The 20,464-nt window shown below is 35.3% G+C and carries 26 protein-coding genes; 10 read left to right on the top strand and 16 right to left on the bottom strand.

Going from position 1 to position 20,464, the window contains the following annotated elements; genetic code table 11:
• Window positions 1-22: 22 nt before the first annotated feature.
• Entirely contained in the window at window positions 23-637 is a 615-nt protein-coding gene (locus ICJ84_RS09920; RefSeq protein ID WP_188216237.1) for a fumarylacetoacetate hydrolase family protein, read from the bottom strand.
• A 186-nt stretch (window positions 638-823) separates the two neighbouring features.
• Here ICJ84_RS09920 and ICJ84_RS09915 point away from each other — a divergent pair, with 186 nt between their 5' ends.
• Complete coding sequence (locus ICJ84_RS09915; protein ID WP_188216236.1) at window positions 824-1,345, top strand: DinB family protein; 522 nt, start codon at window positions 824-826, stop codon at window positions 1,343-1,345.
• 3 nt (window positions 1,346-1,348) lie between these two features.
• On the opposite strand, the gene ICJ84_RS09910 is transcribed toward ICJ84_RS09915, so the two are convergent.
• Window positions 1,349-2,554, bottom strand: coding sequence for a multidrug effflux MFS transporter (locus ICJ84_RS09910; RefSeq protein ID WP_188216235.1), 1,206 nt, complete (start codon window positions 2,552-2,554; stop codon window positions 1,349-1,351).
• 100 nt (window positions 2,555-2,654) lie between these two features.
• Between ICJ84_RS09910 and ICJ84_RS09905 the strand changes: the two genes are divergently transcribed.
• The 4 genes from ICJ84_RS09905 to ICJ84_RS09890 all read left to right on the top strand — a co-directional run bounded on the left by ICJ84_RS09905 (window position 2,655) and on the right by ICJ84_RS09890 (window position 5,124).
• Window positions 2,655-3,239, top strand: a complete 585-nt coding sequence (locus ICJ84_RS09905) for a Crp/Fnr family transcriptional regulator (RefSeq protein WP_188216234.1) — start codon at window positions 2,655-2,657, stop codon at window positions 3,237-3,239.
• A 169-nt stretch (window positions 3,240-3,408) separates the two neighbouring features.
• Window positions 3,409-3,732 carry a SnoaL-like domain-containing protein gene (locus ICJ84_RS09900; RefSeq protein ID WP_206688699.1) on the top strand — a complete coding sequence of 108 codons (324 nt, stop codon included), beginning with the start codon at window positions 3,409-3,411 and terminating at the stop codon, window positions 3,730-3,732.
• A gap of 27 nt (window positions 3,733-3,759) precedes the next feature.
• Entirely contained in the window at window positions 3,760-4,338 is a 579-nt protein-coding gene (locus ICJ84_RS09895; RefSeq protein WP_188216232.1) for a YceI family protein, read from the top strand.
• Between the two features lie 171 nt (window positions 4,339-4,509).
• The gene (locus ICJ84_RS09890) at window positions 4,510-5,124 is read left to right on the top strand and encodes a DEAD/DEAH box helicase (RefSeq protein WP_188216231.1); all 615 of its coding nucleotides are present in this window, start codon (window positions 4,510-4,512) and stop codon (window positions 5,122-5,124) included.
• Window positions 5,125-5,127: 3 nt separating this feature from the next.
• Here the strand turns inward: ICJ84_RS09890 and ICJ84_RS09885 are convergent, their stop codons facing one another.
• The 3 genes from ICJ84_RS09885 to ICJ84_RS09875 are packed head-to-tail and all read right to left on the bottom strand — an operon-like array spanning window position 5,128 to window position 7,507.
• Window positions 5,128-5,802 (bottom strand): PrsW family intramembrane metalloprotease, encoded by a 675-nt coding sequence (locus ICJ84_RS09885; RefSeq protein WP_188216230.1) that lies wholly within the window; start codon window positions 5,800-5,802, stop codon window positions 5,128-5,130.
• Between the two features lie 23 nt (window positions 5,803-5,825).
• Window positions 5,826-6,377: an NUDIX hydrolase gene (locus ICJ84_RS09880; protein WP_188216229.1), complete on the bottom strand. Its 552-nt coding sequence runs from the start codon at window positions 6,375-6,377 to the stop codon at window positions 5,826-5,828.
• A gap of 41 nt (window positions 6,378-6,418) precedes the next feature.
• Entirely contained in the window at window positions 6,419-7,507 is a 1,089-nt protein-coding gene (locus tag ICJ84_RS09875) for a M42 family metallopeptidase (RefSeq protein ID WP_188216228.1), read from the bottom strand.
• Window positions 7,508-7,700: 193 nt separating this feature from the next.
• On the opposite strand from ICJ84_RS09875, the gene ICJ84_RS09870 reads away from it, so the two are divergent.
• Genes ICJ84_RS09870 through ICJ84_RS09860 form a run of 3 tightly spaced genes read left to right on the top strand, consistent with a single transcriptional unit; the run spans window position 7,701 to window position 9,505 of the window.
• Complete coding sequence (locus ICJ84_RS09870) at window positions 7,701-8,381, top strand: DUF4294 domain-containing protein (protein ID WP_188216227.1); 681 nt, start codon at window positions 7,701-7,703, stop codon at window positions 8,379-8,381.
• 1 nt (window position 8,382) lies between these two features.
• Window positions 8,383-9,009, top strand: coding sequence for a PAQR family membrane homeostasis protein TrhA (trhA, locus tag ICJ84_RS09865; protein WP_188216226.1), 627 nt, complete (start codon window positions 8,383-8,385; stop codon window positions 9,007-9,009).
• Between the two features lies 1 nt (window position 9,010).
• Window positions 9,011-9,505, top strand: a complete 495-nt coding sequence (locus ICJ84_RS09860; protein WP_188216225.1) for a GNAT family N-acetyltransferase — start codon at window positions 9,011-9,013, stop codon at window positions 9,503-9,505.
• Here ICJ84_RS09860 and ICJ84_RS09855 read toward each other — a convergent pair.
• The 3 genes from ICJ84_RS09855 to ICJ84_RS09845 are packed head-to-tail and all read right to left on the bottom strand — an operon-like array spanning window position 9,502 to window position 11,380.
• The gene (locus tag ICJ84_RS09855; RefSeq protein WP_188216224.1) at window positions 9,502-9,930 is read right to left on the bottom strand and encodes a DUF4268 domain-containing protein; all 429 of its coding nucleotides are present in this window, start codon (window positions 9,928-9,930) and stop codon (window positions 9,502-9,504) included. The two genes, ICJ84_RS09860 and ICJ84_RS09855, sit on opposite strands and share 4 nt — an antisense overlap.
• Before the next feature lie 18 nt (window positions 9,931-9,948).
• On the bottom strand, window positions 9,949-10,623 hold the full coding sequence (locus ICJ84_RS09850) for a ZIP family metal transporter (RefSeq protein ID WP_188216223.1): 675 nt from the start codon (window positions 10,621-10,623) through the stop codon (window positions 9,949-9,951).
• 25 nt (window positions 10,624-10,648) lie between these two features.
• Window positions 10,649-11,380: a class I SAM-dependent methyltransferase gene (locus tag ICJ84_RS09845; RefSeq protein ID WP_188216222.1), complete on the bottom strand. Its 732-nt coding sequence runs from the start codon at window positions 11,378-11,380 to the stop codon at window positions 10,649-10,651.
• A 198-nt stretch (window positions 11,381-11,578) separates the two neighbouring features.
• Between ICJ84_RS09845 and ICJ84_RS09840 the strand changes: the two genes are divergently transcribed.
• Entirely contained in the window at window positions 11,579-12,736 is a 1,158-nt protein-coding gene (locus ICJ84_RS09840; RefSeq protein WP_188216221.1) for a THUMP domain-containing class I SAM-dependent RNA methyltransferase, read from the top strand.
• A 77-nt stretch (window positions 12,737-12,813) separates the two neighbouring features.
• On the opposite strand, the gene ICJ84_RS09835 is transcribed toward ICJ84_RS09840, so the two are convergent.
• From ICJ84_RS09835 to rlmD, 5 genes are all read right to left on the bottom strand, one after another.
• Window positions 12,814-13,854, bottom strand: coding sequence for an agmatine deiminase family protein (locus tag ICJ84_RS09835; RefSeq protein WP_188216220.1), 1,041 nt, complete (start codon window positions 13,852-13,854; stop codon window positions 12,814-12,816).
• Window positions 13,854-14,741 carry a carbon-nitrogen hydrolase gene (locus ICJ84_RS09830; RefSeq protein ID WP_188216219.1) on the bottom strand — a complete coding sequence of 296 codons (888 nt, stop codon included), beginning with the start codon at window positions 14,739-14,741 and terminating at the stop codon, window positions 13,854-13,856. The genes ICJ84_RS09835 and ICJ84_RS09830 overlap by 1 nt, the downstream gene beginning before the upstream one ends.
• Window positions 14,742-15,177: 436 nt before the next feature.
• Window positions 15,178-15,906 (bottom strand): DUF6048 family protein, encoded by a 729-nt coding sequence (locus tag ICJ84_RS09825; RefSeq protein WP_188216218.1) that lies wholly within the window; start codon window positions 15,904-15,906, stop codon window positions 15,178-15,180.
• Window positions 15,872-16,423: a DUF6452 family protein gene (locus ICJ84_RS09820; protein WP_188216217.1), complete on the bottom strand. Its 552-nt coding sequence runs from the start codon at window positions 16,421-16,423 to the stop codon at window positions 15,872-15,874. Before ICJ84_RS09820 ends, ICJ84_RS09825 begins: the two co-directional genes overlap by 35 nt.
• Window positions 16,424-16,487: 64 nt before the next feature.
• The gene (gene rlmD, locus ICJ84_RS09815) at window positions 16,488-17,897 is read right to left on the bottom strand and encodes a 23S rRNA (uracil(1939)-C(5))-methyltransferase RlmD (RefSeq protein WP_188216216.1); all 1,410 of its coding nucleotides are present in this window, start codon (window positions 17,895-17,897) and stop codon (window positions 16,488-16,490) included.
• A 237-nt stretch (window positions 17,898-18,134) separates the two neighbouring features.
• On the opposite strand from rlmD, the gene rocD reads away from it, so the two are divergent.
• The gene (rocD, locus tag ICJ84_RS09810) at window positions 18,135-19,379 is read left to right on the top strand and encodes an ornithine--oxo-acid transaminase (protein ID WP_188216215.1); all 1,245 of its coding nucleotides are present in this window, start codon (window positions 18,135-18,137) and stop codon (window positions 19,377-19,379) included.
• A gap of 37 nt (window positions 19,380-19,416) precedes the next feature.
• Here rocD and ICJ84_RS17120 read toward each other — a convergent pair whose 3' ends face one another.
• The 3 genes from ICJ84_RS17120 to ICJ84_RS09795 are packed head-to-tail and all read right to left on the bottom strand — an operon-like array spanning window position 19,417 to window position 20,461.
• Window positions 19,417-19,794 carry a DUF2752 domain-containing protein gene (locus ICJ84_RS17120; RefSeq protein WP_188216214.1) on the bottom strand — a complete coding sequence of 126 codons (378 nt, stop codon included), beginning with the start codon at window positions 19,792-19,794 and terminating at the stop codon, window positions 19,417-19,419.
• A 29-nt stretch (window positions 19,795-19,823) separates the two neighbouring features.
• On the bottom strand, window positions 19,824-20,093 hold the full coding sequence (locus tag ICJ84_RS09800; RefSeq protein WP_188216213.1) for a CD225/dispanin family protein: 270 nt from the start codon (window positions 20,091-20,093) through the stop codon (window positions 19,824-19,826).
• Between the two features lie 35 nt (window positions 20,094-20,128).
• Entirely contained in the window at window positions 20,129-20,461 is a 333-nt protein-coding gene (locus ICJ84_RS09795) for a CCC motif membrane protein (protein WP_188216212.1), read from the bottom strand.
• Window positions 20,462-20,464 lie beyond the last annotated feature (3 nt).

The raw sequence follows: 20,464 nt of genomic DNA, 5'->3' as shown, positions 1-20,464 counted from the left end.
TTAGTGTTTTTTAAATGAATGTTTAAATCATTTTGAAGTCTAAAAGTAATTCACCTTCAATAGATGCCTGTAAATGGTCACCTTTTTGAATTTCACCAGTTCCAGCAGCCGGAGTTCCGGTAAAGATTAAATCGCCAGGCTCTAGGGTCATAAATTTTGAAGTAAATGCAATGATATCGTTAAAGTTGTAAATCATTAAACAGGTATTTCCAACTTGCTTTTGTTCACCGTTAATTTTTAAATCAAAATTAATATCGTCAAGTTTTGGGAAGTTAGCGACTGGTTTAAAGTCTGAAATCGGAGCGGCACCGTCAAAGCCTTTACCTAAATCCCAAGGGCCTTTAGTTTCTCGGCAAGCATTAAAAATATCTTTTGCGGTGTAGTCGATACCCACACCAATTTCGGAGATGTAAGACGCCGCATCTTCTAAAGCAATATCTTTTCCTTTTTTACCAATTTTTATAACAAGTTCAACTTCATAGTTAAGTTGATTTGTAAAACTAGGATAAACTACATCGGCGTTGTTTTTTACAAGACTTGATTCTGGTTTTGAGAAAATAATCTGATTTCCTGTTTTAACATCTGCAATTTCTTCAACACGATTCACGTAGTTTTTACCAATGGCTAATATTTTCATATTGATTATTTGTAATATAGGTTTAAGGTGTAAATTTAGTAAAATAAGTGTTGAAAAGCCCTTAATAATATAGCAATAATTCACAAGGCTGAAGCCATTTTAAGCAGTAAAGAAGTAATTTATTATTATGTTTTTGAATGCTTAAAAGATTCGTTAACTTTATGAGACAATAAAAGTTTAGAAAAGATGAAAGTAACAGACCTGCACGACACAGAATATCATACGTATTACAAAACTTATATTGGGTTGATTCCTGATAACAGAACCTTACTGGAAGGTTTTGAAAAAGGATTGGAGGAGGTTGTATCCTTTTTTAAAGGAATTCCTGAAGATAAATTGAATTATGCTTACGCCGAAGACAAGTGGAGTGTTAAAGATGTTTTTCAGCATATAATTGATACGGAGCGCATATTTCAATACCGTTGTTTTTGTATTGCCAGACACGACAAAACCGCATTACCGGGCTATGATGAAAATTATTATGCTTTTCCTGCTCAGGCCAACGCTAAAAGTTTAGACGCTCTAATAGAAGAGTTTACTTCTGTACGATATAGTTTTATTGTGCTGTTAAAATCACTAAGTGCAGCCGATTTACAACAAGAAGGCAATGCGAATAATTCTCCAATTACAGCGCGTGCAGCGGCATTTATTGTTTTAGGGCATGCATTATGGCATATGGAGGTGATTAAAAACCGATATCTTCAATAAATTTTAAGCTCTGGATAACGAATTTCTGCGTCTTATAGAAATAAACACTAATACCGATAAGATACCAAATACCGAAAAGCCAATAAATAAAGGTAACACCGAAGTATTCACGAAGTTTCCAATATAATTAGCGATAGGCACGGCTAAAACCGTTGATATAAAACCATTAATGGCTGCACCAATTCCGGCGATATGTCCTAGAGGTTGCATAGCTAGTGCTCTTAAGTTTCCGAAGAGAAAACCAACAGCAAAAAACTGCATAGCAAAAAATCCAACCAAAATATACACACTTGGATTTTTACCCGACCAAAACAGAATGACATAGAGCAAGGAAATAACAGTGTAAGCTATGGCTGAAGTAAAACCTAAACGAAACATACCAAATTTAACCACCAAACGACTGTTGAAGAATGTAGCTAAACCGATTGAAATGGCTAAACTGGCAAAGATGTAGGGAAATAGTTCGGCAAGATTATATTGGTTTTCAAAAATTTGTTGTGAGGTACTTAAATATACCATAAACGATCCGGTGATGAATCCGGATACAAAAGTGAATGCTACGGCATCTTTTTGTTTAAAAAATTCGATGGCTCCGTTGATAAATAAGTTCAATCGGAATTTAATTCGCTTTTCAGGAGCTAAGGTTTCAGGTTGTCGTTTCCAAAACCAAAACATAATACAGACACCAAAAATCAGGTTGAAGTAAAATATGGATTCCCAATTAAAAAAATAGGTTAAAGCCGTTCCTAAAGTAGGAGCAATAACCGGCACTAAAATAAAGAACATCACAACTATCGACATGATTTTCGCCATATAGTTGCCACTGAAAGAATCACGAATCATTGATAAGGAAATACTTCGAGGAGCGGATAAACCGATTCCCTGTAGCACGCGACCAAAAATCATCATTTCAAAATCTTTGGTAGTTACACATATAATACTGGCTATGATGAATAATGTAAATCCTGCGAATATTATAGGTTTGCGTCCGAAACTATCCGATAAGGGTCCAAAGACAAGTTGTCCGCAACCAATACCCAGAAAAATCATGGTAATAAGTAGTTGGTTTTTGTGTGGGTCTGTGACATTTAACGATGCGCCAATTTCGGGTAAAGCGGGTAGTAAGGCATCAATGGTTAAGGCAACAATAGACATTAGTGAAGCCATTAAAGCGACAAACTCAAATTTAAAAGACTCGTTTTTTTGCATTAAACAAAGGTAATCCTATTAAATAAGTTAAAAATTAATTTAGGTTAAGAAACCTCATTTATATTATTAAATTTGTAATTAAACCTACATTAAAGCATTAATGAATATAGCACCACTACTGAATAGTATTAGTAAATATATAAGTTTAACCGATAAGGAAATTGAGTATTTAGAATCTAAAGTATTTGTTCGAAAGTATTTAAAAGGACAATATATCGTACAGCAAGGCGATGTTTGTAAGTATGAGTGTTATGTGTTGTCTGGATGTACAAAAACATTTTATATTGATAAGGAAGGGCAGGAGCATATTATAATGTTTTCTATTGAAGATTGGTGGACTTCAGATATGGGAAGTTTTATTAGTCAGACGCCGGCCGATTTTAATGTACAGTGTTTAGAAAATTCAGAACTTATTATGATTTCTTATGATGTTGTTGAAGACTTATACCGTGAGATACCTCAGCTGGAGCGTTTTTTTAGAAAAATTGTAGAGCGCGCCTTTGTTGCCTCACAAAAACGAATTGTTAGGAATTTTAGCCTGACAGCAAAAGAACAATACTTATATTTTAGAGAACAATATCCTTTAATTGAGCAGCGTATTCCGCAATATATGATTGCATCTTACCTTGGTATTACCAAAGAATTTCTAAGTAAAATTAAAAGTCAGCTTATTTTAGAACAGTAGTTTTTTATTCAAAACACAAGTGTTTCCAGTGGTTTTAAGAGATGTTAAACTAGTTTAACATCATTTGATAATCTACTTCATTTTTCTTCACGTAGATGTTTCTGAACTTTGTCATGTTCAAAATAAGTAACATATGGAAAGTTGCACGTTAATACAAAAAATAAGTGCTGTGAACGATTTAATTCTACAAGGTAAAGCTATGGAAGCCTTTGAAGAGTTTTATCATGACGATGTTATCATGCAGGAAAATGATAACCCAGAGTACGTAGGGAAAGAATTGAATAGAAAAAGAGAAGAAGAATTTTTTAACGCCATAACAGAATTTAGGTCAGCAAAACCTTTAAAAGTAGCTGTTGGCGAAAATACCACAATGGTTGAATGGCATTTTGATTATACACATAAAGATTGGGGGATTAAAAACTATAATCAAATTGCTGTTCAAGAGTGGAAAGACGGTAAAATAATTAAAGAACGATTCTATTACGGATCATAAATAAATCAAACTTAAATAAAATAAAAAATGAAAAAGACCATTAAAAATTTAGCAGTAGTAGCTTTAGTAGCATTTACATCATTTGCGTTTGCAAACAATGATGTTGAGAAAAAAGCAGTAAAAGTAGAGTCAAGCACAGTAGTGTGGAAAGGGTATAAAGTAACCGGATCTCACGAGGGTACTGTTGCTATTGAATCAGGTTCATTAAGTTTCGATGGCGATAAATTAGTAGGCGGAGAATTCGTAATTGATATGACAACTATTGGTGCTACAGATTTAGAAGGAGAATACAAAGGGAAATTAGACGGACACTTAAAATCTGATGATTTCTTTGGTGTTGAAAAATTCCCAACAGCAAAATTAGTATTCACTAAAGTAAAAGCTAAAGGAAAAAACTCTTACGAAGTAACAGCCGATTTAACGATAAAAGGAAAAACAAATCCTGTGAACTTTGAAATTTCAGTATATGGAAATAAAGCTACAGCAGCTTTAAAAGTAGACAGAACAAAATATGATGTACGCTATGGTTCAACTAGCTTTTTCGACGATTTAAAAGATAAAGCTATTTACGACGAATTTGACTTAGTAACAGATTTACAGTTTTAATTAGACATACAGAGTGACTAATAGCAGAGAAAGGGGCGTTCAGAGATGAACGCCTTTTCTTTTTTATAATTTTTGGAGTAATTAATGTGCTTGCTGTTTGGATATTTCGGTGCCATTCCAACCTTGAGTTTTATTGAAAAGGCTATCTTTGCAGCACAAAACGAAAACAACATGTCTTTTAAAAAATTACTAGAACCTCTTAAAGAAAATTTGGAAACTCAAGGTATTTTAGAACCCAATGACCTTCAGTCTAAAATTTTATCTAAAATAAAGGGAGGTTTGAGTATGATTGTAGTGGCTCCTGTAAATTCAGGAAAAACAACAAGTTTGGTAATTAGTGTGGTTAATAAATTAAAGGCAGCTTTTGAGGATGCACCTCGTGCTTTAATTTTTGTAAAAGACAAGCAATCGGCTTTAGAATTAGAAGCAACATTCAATACTTATTCTAAAGGCACCGATTTGCGAGTGTATTGTGCTTACGAAGAGTACGATCTTGAAAAACAGCGAGAAGATATTTATGTTGGAGTTGATGTGATTATTGGTACACCAAAACGTATTAATAAACTGTTTTATCTGAACAGTATCAACCTGAATAAACTACAAATGTTTATCGTTGAAGATGCCGATTTTGTTTTTAAAACGAATATGGTTTCAGAGATTAACAGAACCCCAGAAAGTATTGGTAAATGTCAGTATTTAGTATTTACAGACCGTTATGATGCCCGTTACGAACGTTGGGAAGAGACGTTTATGTATAACGCTGAAACGGTGGTTGTGAAGAAGTAAGTTTTAAATCTTAAAATGTGAATTATTCTGGTGTGTAATTATGGCGTTTCGGGATAATACAATGCCAATAAATAGGGATATAAATGCTCCTGTCCAAATACCAGGAACAAAGTCAATAAACAGGAAAAAGTCGTAAGCCCCGTGAAATAGAATGGCGAGGCCTAATCCGGCAATGTTTAGTAATATACGGTGTTTAGAAAATTTCGCTTTACCTATATAATATCCCATGAGGATGCCAAATGTTGCATGTGCTGGTACTGCCGTAAAAGCTCGTAACAAAGCTGTTTGTATACCACTATCGAGTACATAAACAATATTCTCGGTAGCCGCAAAACCCATCGAAACCATAACAGCATATACAATACCATCAAAAGGTTCGTTAAAGGCAGCTTTAGTCTGAGCGTAGTATTTTACAATAATGTACTTGCTGTATTCTTCGGTGAAACCCACTACAAAAAAGGCTTTTATAAATTGCTCAAGTATACTCGTTTTGTTTGGTAATGGTAATACAATATCAAAACCGTAATACATTACTGTGGTAATGCATATGCTCAAAATAGCACCCAATAAAAACGAAACAATAAGTAGTTTTGGTGGTTCCTTTTCGTATTTATCTTTGTAATAAATGTAAAGAATAATGATGCAAATGGGAGCTAAAGCCAGTAGGATTAAATTCATGTATTGAAAGTAGTAAGAAGAATTTAATTTACAACTTCTACGATTGTTTCCAATACCACCTCATAATACTTTTTATTTGAAGGTACAAAGTGATTGTCGATGCCAATATAATCTATAAAATATTGAAAATCATTTAACGAAACTAATTTTAGAGCTTCAACCTCTTCCTCCTGTGGAATCAAGGTACTTAAAGACTGTTTTAATTCACAGATGTAGGTGTGGTGAAATTCGTTGTCATTAATATCAGAATCGTAACTTTGAAAGCATTGAAACATGCCGATTTTTTGCAAGTCAGATTCGGTAATTATTAAGCCAATTTCTTCTTTGGTTTCACGTAAAGCCGCTTGTTCAATAGATTCTCCGGCGTCGATATGTCCGGCAACTGAAACATCCCACATTAACGGACAAATACTTTTTTTTGCAGAGCGTTGTGAAAGCAGTATGTCGCCGTTTTTGGTGTAAAACCAGATGTGTACCGTATTGTGAAAATAGCCCTTTTGATGAATCACCGATTTTAATTCAGTCTTACCGGTTGGAATGCCGTTGGCATCAACAATGTCTATATATTCGTCCATAACAAAAAAAAGAAAAAGCCTCGATGAAGAGGCTTTTTAAATTATTTAAAATAGCTGAATGTCTCGCCGTCTTTAATGTTAAGTAAACTTTCGTAAATTAATTTAATCACGTTTTCAACATCATCTCTATGTACCATTTCAACAGTTGTGTGCATGTAACGTAATGGTAATGAAATTAAAGCTGAAGCGACACCACCATTGCTGTAAGCAAAAGCATCGGTATCGGTTCCAGTAGCACGAGATAAAGCACTACGTTGGAATGGAATTTTGTTTGCTTCAGCGGTATCGGTAATTAAATCGCGTAGTTTTTGTTGTACTGCAGGAGCATAAGCGATGACCGGACCGTTACCATATTCTATTTCACCTTGAACTTTCTTTTCAATCATAGGTGTTGTGGTATCGTGAGTTACGTCGGTTACAATAGCTGCATTTGGTTTAATGGTGTGCGCAATCATTTCAGCACCACGTAATCCAATTTCTTCTTGTACAGCATTTACAATATATAATCCGAAAGGTAAGGTTTTATTGTTTTCTTTTAATAAACGAGCTACTTCAGCAATCATAAATCCACCCATACGATTATCTAAAGCACGACAAACAAACTTATCACCATTTAAAATATGGAATTCATCAGGGTAAGTAATCACGCAACCTACATGAACACCTAAAGCTTCAACTTCTTCTTTGGTTTTACAACCACAGTCTATAAAAATATTATCTGGTTTAGGGGCTTCTTCATTTCCTGATTTTCTGGTGTGAATCGCCGGCCATCCAAAAACACCTTTAACAATGCCATTTTTAGTGTGAATATTTACCACTTTACTCGGCGCGATTTGATGATCACTACCACCATTACGGATTACGTAAATTAATCCGTTTTCAGAAATATAGTTTACATACCATGAAATTTCATCGGCATGACCTTCAATAACAACTTTATATTCGGCTTTCGGATTGATAACTCCAACAGCAGTTCCGTAAGTGTCCGTAATGAACTCATCAACATATGGTTTAAGGTAGTCCATCCATAATTTTTGCCCCGTCCATTCGTACCCTGTAGGAGCTGCATTATTTAAATATTTTTCTAAAAAGTCGATTGACTTTTCGTTTAGAATACTCTTCTTCGTCATGTTTAAAAAGTTTTGCACTAAAATAATAATATTATGAGAATTCAAGCGCTATAGAAGGGGAATATATTGATCGTTTTAGAATTATTTTAGCGTTTAAAGCAGATGAAGTCTTCAGGGAAAGAAACCTTCTAAAAAAAATGTTTTCAAAATGTAAATTAGTAATTTTGAAAAGCTAATTGCTCCAATATTGTTTATGAAGAATGTTTTTATATACTTAATTTGCTTGCTGCCTGTCCTTTCATTGGCTCAAATCAATGAATTCGAACAGGATTCTACCAGTATTACCTATCTAATTATTGATGGTGATTCAATCCCTAAGGCATCGGTAGATTTAGAAGAAGTTTATATTTTAAATAAACTGAAATTTGATAATCGCGACGACCGTATCCGGTATTTAATTCTACGTCGGAAAACCCTAAAGGTTTATCCGTATGCAAAAATGGCAGCCGATCGTTTAGATTCCATGAATACCCGATTGGCATCTTTAAAACGCAATCGAGATAAAAACAGATACACCAAACAGGTGCAAAAATATATAGAAGGAGAGTTTTCGGAAAAACTAAAGAAGTTTTCGCGAACTGAAGGACAAATTTTAGTAAAACTCATTCATCGTCAAACCGGAACTACAGCTTTTGATTTGGTAAAGGAATTGCGCAGCGGCTGGCGTGCCTTCTGGTATAATACCACGGCAAGTATGTTCGATATTTCATTAAAACGTGAGTTCAATCCGTTGCTTGTGAAGGAAGATTATTTAATTGAAGACATACTGTTACGAAGCTTCCAAAGCGGCTTATTGGAGCGCCAGGAATCGGCAGTGAAATACAATTTTTACGATTTAACAGATAAATGGATGAATAATAAAACAGCAGAATAAGATGCGTGTTCAAACCCCATTAGAAGAAAAACTAAATGCAACATCTCATGCTATTGGAGCTGTTTTTGGAGCCGTGGGTTTGGTGATGCTCCTCTTGTTTAATACCCATAAAACGCCATACAGTTTGTTTAGTGTGGTGGTTTACGGACTGTCGATTATTGTATTGTTTTCAGCATCCACATTGTATCATGCAGTCAAGCATGAAAAAAACAAACACTATTTTAGAATTGTAGACCATATTGGTATTTACATTCTAATAGCCGGCTCCTACACACCTGTATTATTAATTTCTCTGACTAAAAGTTTGAGCTGGCCTTTATTTTGGGTGGTCTGGGGTATTGCAGCGTTTGGTGTGGTTTTAAAATTGTTTTTTACAGGGCGATTTAGTGTGTTTTCAACTTTACTGTATTTGGTTATGGGCTGGTTGATTGTTTTCGATTTTTCACACCTTAGTAGTGTCATGCAAAGTAATGGTATTTTACTCCTATTTGCTGGCGGATTAGCTTATACTGTTGGAATCATATTCTACGCCATTGAAAAAATTCCTTATAACCATGTCATCTGGCATTTGTTTGTTTTGGCAGGTGCTATTTGCCATTTTTTTATGATTTTCTTTTACGTGATTTAAAATGATAGAAATTATTGAAGCGATTGCAGAGCAGGATTTTCTAATGACAGAAACTTTAGCCGATACTATTTGGCGAGAACATTATATTCCTTTGGTTGGGAAACCGCAAATTGATTATATGCTGGAAAAGTTTCAGTCGGCAAAAGCCATGCAACAACAGGTTGCCGAAGGCATGACGTATTTCAACTTGTTTTATAATCAGAATCCAGTTGGGTATATTGCAATTAAACCGGAAACTGAATGCTTGTTTTTAAGTAAAATTTATGTGCTTAAAGATTGTCGCGGTAAAGGCATTGCTAAAATAGCTATGCAATTTGTAGAAGAGCAGGCCAAAACTTATGGTTTGAAATGCATACGATTAACGGTTAATATCAATAATCATATTGCTATTACAGCCTACGAAAAATTAGGTTTTATAAATTCAGGACCGATTGTAGCCGATATTGGTAATGGTTTTATTATGGACGATTATGAAATGAGAAAGGTTGTGGATTAACCTTCAATTACATCTTTATATTCTTCAAAAAAGGCTTCAAATAAGGTCATTTTTTCATTGAAGAATTCCATGACTTCACGCCAGGTGTTTTTGTTATGAATAGACACTTTTTGTTCCAACGGCACGTAAATTCTTGAAATTTCCTTTTCATTGTCTAAAAAGTATTCCTCATCATAAATAGCATCGGGTAAATAGTCGTCAAGCAAAATCGCTTTTAAGGCTTCTAGTTTTTCCCAGTATTTAATACGGTGTTCTAAATCGTCTTCTAAATCAAGGGCTACTAAAGCTTTTTTATTGTCGAAGTAAAATTTAAAGCTAAAACCTTTTAATTTGGTATGGTATAGAATCCATTTCCTAGGAAACGATTTTCCGAAACTGGTCCAAAATTCTTGTTTTAGTTGTCGCGATTCTTCTTTACTAAACACGTTAAATTTCTGTTTTTTTTAGATTAAATAGGCCACACCAACCCCTAGTATAATGGAGATGAATTTTGATAAATTGAATTTATGTCCGTCTGAACTTTCAAATAAAATTGTGGTTGAAATATGGAAAAATACTCCAATAACTATAGCATTAAATACTTGAGAATAATGCGCTGCAGTTTCCGATGTTGTTGAAATTAAAGTACCCAGCGGGGTCATTAAAGCAAATACTAATAAAAACCCTGCAATCTGCGTTTTTTTGTACTCCGATTGTAATAAAAACATGGTGATGATTGCTGCTACGGGAATTTTATGAATCAAAATACCGTAAACCATATCGTTATGATCGTGAATGGCAAAACCTTCTAAAAAGCTATGTAAACACAAACTGATGAACAACGACCACGGAAATGAGGTGTCCTCTTTATGAATATGCACATGGCCATGTTCGGCCCCTTTTGAGAATAACTCTAAAACTAATTGCAGTAAAATACCTGACACAATATACACGCCAGCCAGCTTAGAATCTAAATGATGGTACACTTCAGGTAGTAATTCAAATAGGGTAAGGGCTAGTAAAAAGGCACCGCTAAAAGAAAGTAGTAACTTTGTGTTAAACGATTTTTGCTTGCTGGTTATTTGAGCTAAAACAAAACCAATGATAACCGCTAAAAAAGGAAATAAAAATTTATTCATTTATGTATTAACGCAGTAGCGTTTATTATTTAAAGATCATGATTAAACGTTCAGACATTTTGGGACTAAATTTACGCAATTTATAATCGCCAAAAACATCCAGTAAAAACACATCGGCTTCTTCGAAAAGAGCTTCAAAGTCGGCAAGTTTAAAAGCTTTTACACGTTCCTGAAAATCGTAATCTTGCCCATCAACAGAAAAACTAATGTCTTTTACAATATGGCCATCTTCAACATAACGTTTTAGGTTAAATGTAATCCCTTCAATAGTTTTTGTTTCTTCAGGAACTAAATTGTCAATAATGAATTCACTATTCATAAAGTCAATCACCCCAAAGCCAAAGTCGTTTAAGTCGGCTTTAATCGCTTTAATGGTGTTTAGATTGTCTTCATCTTTATCGAAATACCCAAAACTGGTAAACAGGTTAAATACGGCATCGAATTTTTTATCGAAAGGCTTACACATGTCATGTACGGCAAAATGAAGACTTTCATTTTCAAACTGCTTGGCAAAGGCAATGCTATTTTCGCTTAAATCGGCTCCGGTAACATCGTACCCTAAGGAGTTTAAATACACCGCGTGACGTCCACGTCCGCAGGCTAAGTCTAAAATTGTGCCGTTTTCCGGAAGGTTTAAATATTCGGTAAGCGTGTCCATAAAATGCTGGGCTTCGCTATCGTTACGGTCTTTATATAAAATATGGTAAAATGGTGTGTCAAACCAAGAAGAAAACCATTTTGTTGCGTCTTTATTCATAGATGTGTTGTAGGTTCCCCGAATAATTTCGGGTCAGGCTTTCCGTTATATCTTTTTAATTCGTTCACTTGCGGTCACTTATTAAAAAGGATGTCACTTCAATCCTTAACCTAAATATATATTATCATTAAATTCACGCAAAATTACGCTATTTTTGCATTCTATTAAAGAAGAATACACAGTAAGTCTGATAAAAAAATGGGAGAAAATTTTGAAATGGTAGCCAAAACCTTGTTTGGTTTTGAGGATTTGTTAGAAAAGGAATTAACGCAGCTAGGTGCACAACATGTAAAAAAGGGTGTGCGAAGTGTCTCGTTTTTAGGCGATAAAGGCTTTATGTATAAGGCAAATCTAGGGTTACGTACAGCTATTAAAATTTTAAAACCCATTAAAAGTTTTACGGTAAACAGCGAGCAGGAGTTATACAATAAAATGTATGCTATGAACTGGAGCGATTACCTAAAACCGACAGGAACACTGGCCATTGATGCCACTATACATTCCGATTTGTTTACACACTCGTTATTCATTGCTCAAAAATCAAAGGATGCTATTGTAGATAAATTCAGAGATACTACGGGACAACGTCCGAATGTGGATTTAAAATTCCCCGATTTAAAAGTGAATGTTCGAATTGATAGAAATCAGTGTACCATTTCGTTAGATTCTTCAGGCGATTCTTTACATAAACGCGGTTATAAATTAGCGACTAATATCGCTCCAATTAATGAGGTTCTAGCAGCAGGACTGATTATGATGTCTGGTTGGGATGGTCAATCGGATTTTATGGATCCGATGTGTGGTAGTGGTACTATGCTTATTGAAGCGGCGATGATTGCCTGTAATATTCCGCCAAACTTAATGCGTAAAGAATTTGCTTTTGAACGTTGGGAAGACTGGGATGTTGATTTATTTGAAAAAATTGAAGCGTCTTTATTAAACAAAACTCGAGATTTTCATTACAATATCATTGGTTATGACAAGGCGCCGAGTGCAGTTAAAAAAGCTCAGGAAAATGTAAAAAATGCGCAGCTTGAAGATTTTATTACGGTAAAACATGAAGATTTCTTTAAAACGCAAAAAGGAGGAGAGAACAAATTGCATATGGTTTTTAACCCACCATACGGAGAGCGTTTAAATATTGATTTACAGGAATTTTATAAAAGTATAGGAGACACCCTTAAACAGAACTACCCAAACACCGACTCGTGGTTTATTACCAGTAATATGGAAGCTTTAAAGCACGTTGGTTTACGTCCGTCTCGTAAAATTCAATTATTTAATGCGAAACTGGATTCGCGCTTAGTGAAATATGAAATTTATGCCGGTAGTAAAAAAGGAAAGTATATGAAGTAAAAAATTGTTACCTACTTAATTCTATAAAAAAAAGCCAGTTATTTATTAAACTGGCTTTTTGCTTTTTTCTATTGAAATTATTCAGGAATTTGCTGACTTAAGCAGTGGAGTGTACCAAAGCCCCAGATAAAATCGGTTGCCGAGATTCCAATAATTTCTCTATCCGGGAAACAATCGGCGATAATATTTAAGGCTATGCGGTCTTTAGAATCATTAAACGTTGGCACTAAAACCGCTTTGTTAATTATTAAGAAGTTGGCATAACTTGCTGGTAAACGAATATCATCGAAATCTAAACGTTTAGGCATTGGTAAGGTAAGAATATTTGGTGTTTTACCATTTTCTAATTTCGATTTCTGAAGACGTTTTAAATTGTCCTGAAGCGGCTTATAATTAGCATCTTCCGGATTATCTTCGACTACGGTTATAATAGTGTTCGCATTTACAAAACGTGCTAAATCATCAACATGACCGTGAGTGTCATCACCTTCAACACCATCACCTAACCAAATCACGTTGTTAACTCCTAAATATTCTTTGAAAATACATTCGTAATCTTGCTTCGTGAAACCTTCATTTCTAACCTGAATACTTGGGTGTAGCAAGCATTCTTCAGTGGTTAAAAGTGTTCCTTTTCCATTTACATCTATAGCACCTCCTTCAACAATAACAGGTTTACCTTTAAAGGTAACTTGTTTAAGGGGTATATTTAAAAACTCAGCTACTTTTTTAGGAACGTGCTTATCTAACTTAAAATTAGAATACTTTGCCCAGCCGTTAAAGTTGAAATTTAAAGCTAGACGTTCAGCACCTTTTTTTACAATAATTGGTCCTGAATCACGCATCCAGCTGCGATTGGTTTTATGCACGATAAACGATACATGAGCCATATTTACATGTGCAAATTCAAGCATAGTAGTAACTTTTTCCTTTAGTTTATCGGAAGCTACAACTACGATAACACCTTCAACAGAAGCTACTTTTTTTATAAACTCAACAAACGCCCATTGAATGGCTTCGTATTTCCCCGGCCAATCGTTTCCGTTATGAGGAAAACATAATAAAACAGCTTGTTGTTGTTCCCATTCAGCAGGGAAAATCCATTGTTCTGTATGCATTAATCGATGACTCTTTTAGTAATATCTCCGTATTTGTCAATACGACGGTCTCTAAGGAAAGGCCAGTTTTGACGTACGTTTTCCTGTAGGCTTAAATCTACTTCAGCCATTAAAATTTCTTCTTGATCTACTGAAGCCTGTGCTAAAATCTCTCCTTGAGGTCCGGCAATAAATGATGATCCCCAGAATTCAATTCCGTTAGTGTCTGGTAAATATTGCTCTAAACCTATACGATTTGCAGCAGCAACATAAACCCCGTTTGCTACGGCATGCCCACGCATAACATTCATCCAGGCCCCTTGTTGGTTTTCTCCAAACTCGGCTTTTTCCTGTGGATGCCAGCCAATTGCTGTTGGGTAGAATAGCACTTCAGCACCTTGCAATGCGGTTAAACGCGCTGCTTCAGGATACCATTGATCCCAACAAATTAATGTACCAATGTTTCCTTTTTTAGTAGGGAAGGACTTGAATCCAATATCACCAGGTGTGAAATAGAATTTTTCATAAAAATGCGGATCGTCTGGGATGTGCATTTTACGGTATAAACCTGCTTCAGAACCATCGGTATCAATAATATAAGCACTATTGTGATAAACACCTGCCATTCTTTTTTCGAAAAATGGCACAATAATAACTACGCCAAGTTCTTTCGCTAAAGCGCTGAATGCATTAAAAGATGTACTGTATAAGGGTTCAGCTAATTCAAAATTAGATACGTCTTCACTCTGGCAAAAGTAGTGGCTACTATAAAGTTCAGGTAAAGAGATAACTTCAGCACCTTGTTTTGCTGCATCTTTTACCCACTGAATACATTTTTTTAAATTGTTTTCAGGTGTGTTATTCAGGTTTAACTGAACAACCGCAATCTTGTAAGTGTTTTTAGGCATTTTAAACTAATAATTTTAAACAAAGATATATAATTTTTAAAAGAGGGGTTTAAATTATTTGTGATGATGATTTTATTGGGGTTTCGGTTTTTTAAGGGGTTGTATTCTAAGGCCGGAAGGTGAACGAAATATTTGTTTTAACCCCAGTTTTTGATTTATTAATGGCGGCATATATAGTTTATCCATGCTATACCCATACTATATCTATGCCTTTAACACGGGTGAACCATACCTTTGACTCATTCCAAAACAAATATGTAGGTTAATTATTTTACTGACATTTGAGGTGGTTATGTTCTTAGTAGAGGGCTTTTTGTTAGCTATTGTTTCATGCCGAGATGGCTTTTGGGATAAAGTTTTAAAATTAGTGTATTAAGCACCCCCTTAAGTTTTTATAAATCGTAAGGGGGTTATACTACGCCTTGTAAAACAAGTGTTATTTCTCTTTTTTATACAGCGGAATACGATAAGAGAGGGTGTAGCTGTACCCAACGCCAATGCCGCTACTGTCATACGTTTTATGGAATCCGGGAATGTAAATATTTTCGAAATTTCCGGGATTGGATTCTGTAACTAAGAATTTAAGTTGTGCATTTAGACCTAAGTACAGGTTTGCTAGTACTTCTACTTTTATTCCTAAAATAATTTCGCTCCAAAAAGCAGTTAAGCCATCGTACGTTCTTAAATCTTGAGATGCGTACTGATTCCAATACTGAGAGGTATTGTAAATGGTGTAGTTGTTTAAATCGTGACTAAAAGAGCTTCCTCCAACACGAAATCCGAAGTAAATCATATTATCCATGTCCAGCCAGTTCTGGTACATGTTATAGTCAATACCTCCTTTAATATATCCTCCTCTTGTACTGACATCTAAATAATCGTTGACGGTATTTTTTTCTTCATAACCCAGTTCTCCTGCAATGTATAACTTACGTTTAATACGGTAATCGGCAATAACTTCAAATCCTTTATAATCGTCGTCGATTGAAGAGCGAATCAATTTTCCTAATTCTCCCCCCAGACGCAAACCATATTTTAATTTAATTTTTACCGAATCGTTAGCAACACTTACTATACTATCGTTTTGTGCATTCGCAGTCGAACAAAACAACAGTATACACGCGAGACTACTAATGATATAAATTGAAATGCGTTGTTGTTTCATCTTCTACAGATTGGTTATCGGTTAGGGGTTGTCTGGCTTTAATCCAGTTATCGCTATCGTCTTCAATAGTTAGTGTTACGTTTTTGAAAATGGTTTTGTATCCACAGGCACGCGACACGTATACTTCTTCACGACTATAGTTTATAGTTATCAAATCGGGATTTCCTTCAACGAAATCATCTGAGGTATCGTCAGGAGTTCCATTATTATTGATAGAAAAATCTTTGTAAACAACAAATTGCGTTGTGTTTTCGTAAGTTTTCAGCGGAAGCGATAGGGTATTGGTTGTTCCTACTGAAATAGCCGGAAGGACCGGGTTACCTTCGTCGTCTATGCCATAATATACCAGCCCGAAAACATTCTTCTTACTTTCCTGATTGTTTACATCGTAAAAATCGATAATTAAATTTGGTGTTGTAGGTGTGCCGTCCGGACAAATATCATCGCGTTCGCAGCTGATATTTACTCCAATTACAAGCGCAATAACGACTAAAGAAATAAATTTTAAGTATTTCATTCTTAATTTTAAATAGGTTTCTGAAATTTGGTTTCAGACTGACAATTTAGGGATTTAAAACTAATTAACGCTTTTCCAATAACACAACATTTTCCACGTGAAATGTTTGCGGAAACATGTCGATAGCCTGTGTTTTAACCACTTTATACATGTCGTTCATTAAGGCTAAATCTCTGGCCTGTGTTGCGCTGTTACAACTTACATAAACCACACGCTTAGGTGCAATATTCAATATTTGCTGAACCACATCTTTATGCATGCCGTCACGAGGCGGATCGGTAATGATGATATCCGGAACACCATGCGTATTGATGAATTGTTGATTGAATACGTTTTTCATATCTCCTACAAAAAACTCACAATTGGTAATATTATTGCGTTCTGCATTTTCTTTGGCGGCTAAAATAGCGTCCGGAACAGCTTCAACACCAATCACTTTTTTAGCTTTTCTAGAAACGAATTGCGCAATGGTTCCGGTTCCAGTGTATAAATCGTAAACCAGTTCGTCGCCGGTTAATCCTGCAAAATCACGGGTGATTTTATAAAGTTCGAAAGCCTGCTCAGAATTGGTCTGGTAGAATGACTTGGCATTAATTTTAAACTTTAGGCCTTCCATTTCTTCAAAAATATGATCTTCACCTTTGTAGCAAATAATCTCCTGATCGTAAATGGTATCGTTGGCTTTTCCGTTAATGACATATTGTAGTGAGGTTACTGTCGGGAATTTTTCAGCAATAAAATCTAATAATAACTCACGTTTTTCTTTATCTTCCTTAAAAAACTGAATCAATACCATAATGTCACCAGTACTTGAAGTACGAATCATCATGGTACGTAAGAATCCGGTTTGGTTACGGGTATTGAAAAACTCCAAGCCGTTTTCAATAGCATAGGTTTTTACTGAATTTCTAATATCGTTGGAAGGATCCTGCTGTAAATGACATTTTTTTACGTCAAGAATTTTATCCCACATTCCCGGAATGTGAAACCCTAAAGCATTTCTGTCGCCCAAGTCCTTATCAGACTGTACTTCTTCAAGTGTTAACCAACGACTATCACTAAAAGAGAATTCCATTTTATTGCGGTAGAAATACTGGTTTACCGAACCTAAAATAGGCGTGACTTCCGGAAGTTCAATGTGTCCTAAACGGGTTAGGTTATTGGTGACTTCTTTTTGTTTGTAATATAACTGGTGCTCGTAGGCCATATCCTGCCACTTACACCCCCCGCAAACACCAAAATGTTCGCAGGCCGGCGTGGTACGTTTATCTGATAATTTGTGAAATACGGTAGCTTTACCCTCGTAATAAGCCTTACGTGCTTTAAAGGTTTGTACATCTACAACATCGCCAGGTACGGCATTAGGTAAAAAAATAACCTTTCCATCTGGTGCTTTAGCAATGGTTTTGCCTTTAGCACCGGCATCTACAACTTCTACGTTTGTAAATATTTGTTTTCTGTTTTTTCTCGACATGCTGCAAAAATAATAATAGCGGGAAATAAAAATTGGTTTATTTTCATTTAGTTTAACAGAAATTTTGGTTTAAAGAGGAATTGAAAGGATTCTTGTTGACAAATTTTTTGAAGCAAGTAATATTTAGTAATTTGCGAGCCCTAGGGATGATTTCTCTCCCACGCTGAATTTTCGATCTCTTCGAAAGGATAAAGGTACAGTAGGAATGGTTATTTTATCAATTTAAACTTTATTAAAATGGCTGTTTTAAAAACATTAACATCACAGCAGGCAATCGATTTAGAAAACAAATATGGCGCTCATAATTATCACCCGTTACCCGTGGTATTAAGCAAAGGGGAAGGGGTTTATGTATGGGATGTAGAAGGTAAACAGTACTACGATTTTTTGTCGGCCTACTCGGCCGTAAACCAGGGGCATTGTCACCCGAAAATCATCAATGCTATGGTTGAGCAAGCCAAAGTCCTGACTTTAACATCCAGAGCGTTTTACAACGATATGTTAGGTAAATACGAAAAGTTTGCATGCGAGTATTTTGGTTTCGACAAGTTGTTACCGATGAATACAGGAGCTGAAGCCGTAGAAACCGCCTTGAAAATCTGCAGAAAATGGGCTTATGAGATTAAAGGCATCGATGAAAATGAAGCAGAAATTATAGTTTGTGAAAATAATTTCCACGGAAGAACCACCACCATTATTTCGTTCTCAAATGACCCTGTGGCTCGTGAAAATTTCGGACCATACACGAAAGGGTTTATTAAAATCGAATACGACAATTTAGATGCTCTGGAAGAAGCATTAAAAAGCAATAAAAATGTAGCCGGATTTTTAGTAGAACCTATTCAAGGGGAAGCAGGTGTTTATGTACCAAGTGAAGGGTATTTAGCAAAGGCAAAGGCATTATGTGAGCAGTATAACGTGTTATTTATTGCCGATGAAGTACAGACGGGAATAGCCCGTACCGGAAAGTTATTGGCTGTCAACCATGAACATGTAAAACCAGATCTTTTAATTTTAGGAAAAGCGTTGAGTGGCGGAGCTTATCCGGTTAGTGCTGTGTTGGCTAATGATCATGTCATGAATGTCATTAAGCCGGGAAATCACGGCAGTACATTTGGTGGAAATCCTGTTGCGGCAGCAGTGGCTATTGCGGCTTTAGAAGTGGTTCAAGAAGAAGGTTTGGCAGAACGGGCAGAGGCACTTGGTCAATTATTCAGAAGTGAATTGAACAAGTATATTGAAACCAGCTCTATTGCTAAGTTAGTAAGGGGAAAAGGTTTGTTAAATGCTATTGTGATTAATGATAGTGAAGATAGCGATACGGCCTGGAATATTTGTTTAGCCTTGCGCGATAATGGTTTGTTAGCCAAACCAACACACGGAAATATTATTCGTTTTGCACCACCTTTGGTAATGACTAAAGAACAACTTTTAGATTGTGTAAACATAATAATTAAAACATTAGAGCAATTTGAAAAGTAGATTACGATAAAAAAAAGCGACCCCTTGGTCGCTTTTTTTATGGAGCTAATTCCGTAAAAGGAAAGATATTGATATTTCTTAATATCCAAAATAAAACCACAATGACAAGAATGATCTTAGTGGTAATGGATTTGTGTAAAATATTTTTATTTACCGCTCTTTGATTCATTTTTAATACCAATATATACAGTTGATATCCCAAAACGATACATAACAAAAATATCAGGTAGTTATGTCTTATGCCTGTTGTGACATTTCCATGTAAAATTTGATGAATACTTCTCTGGCTGCCACAGCCTGGACAAAATAAACTTGTTATTGAATAAAATGGACACTTAGGAAAAAAATTAAATTCCAAAGGGTTGTAAAAAAAATATAGTGATAATAGTCCTGCGACTATTATCACTACAATCATTATGCTTAATATTTTTAATTTGTAGAACATTATCTGTTAGTCATAGCTGCAAACATAGCAACGCCGAAAATCAGAATATAAATAATGACCCCCACAGCGGCAGCAACAATGGATACAATACCCCAGGTTTTAGCGTTTTTAGAAGCTTTTTCAGCTTCATCATATTTCCCGTCTTCATATAGATTATTTACTTTGGTGGAGTACACAATACTTACAATTCCAGTTGGTAAGCAACATAAAATTGTACTAATGATTGCTAATGCCAAATAATTATTTGGTCTTTGAGGTTTATTTTCCATAAATTTAAATTGAGTTATTTTTTTATATCTGTTTGTTATTGCCCCATAAATTCCTGCATGCGTTCCTGTAATAGTTCCTGATTTTGCATGGCTTCCCATCCAAAAGTAGCAATAGCCCATACGATCATTAGTAGATAAAGCACACTTAATACAATGCCTACGATAGCTAATATTTTACCGGTTTTTACATTGGAGTAGCCGGTATATAGCTCAGTGTTTTCTAAGTAAATTTTAGTGGCTTTACTCGCTAAAACGAGTGCAATAACACCAACAATTAAGCCTACAAAACCATAGCAGCAGCATGTAAGTATTGATACAATTCCTAAAACTAAAATGAGGGTTGAATTGGGTAATTTTTGTTGTTCCATTTG

The sequence above is a fragment of the Aestuariibaculum suncheonense genome (genome assembly GCF_014596935.1).
In the GTDB taxonomy this organism is placed as follows: Bacteria; Bacteroidota; Bacteroidia; order Flavobacteriales; family Flavobacteriaceae; genus Aestuariibaculum; species Aestuariibaculum suncheonense.
The sequence above is the reverse complement of the archived record's forward strand: the minus strand, read 5'-3'. Positions and strand labels throughout refer to the sequence as shown.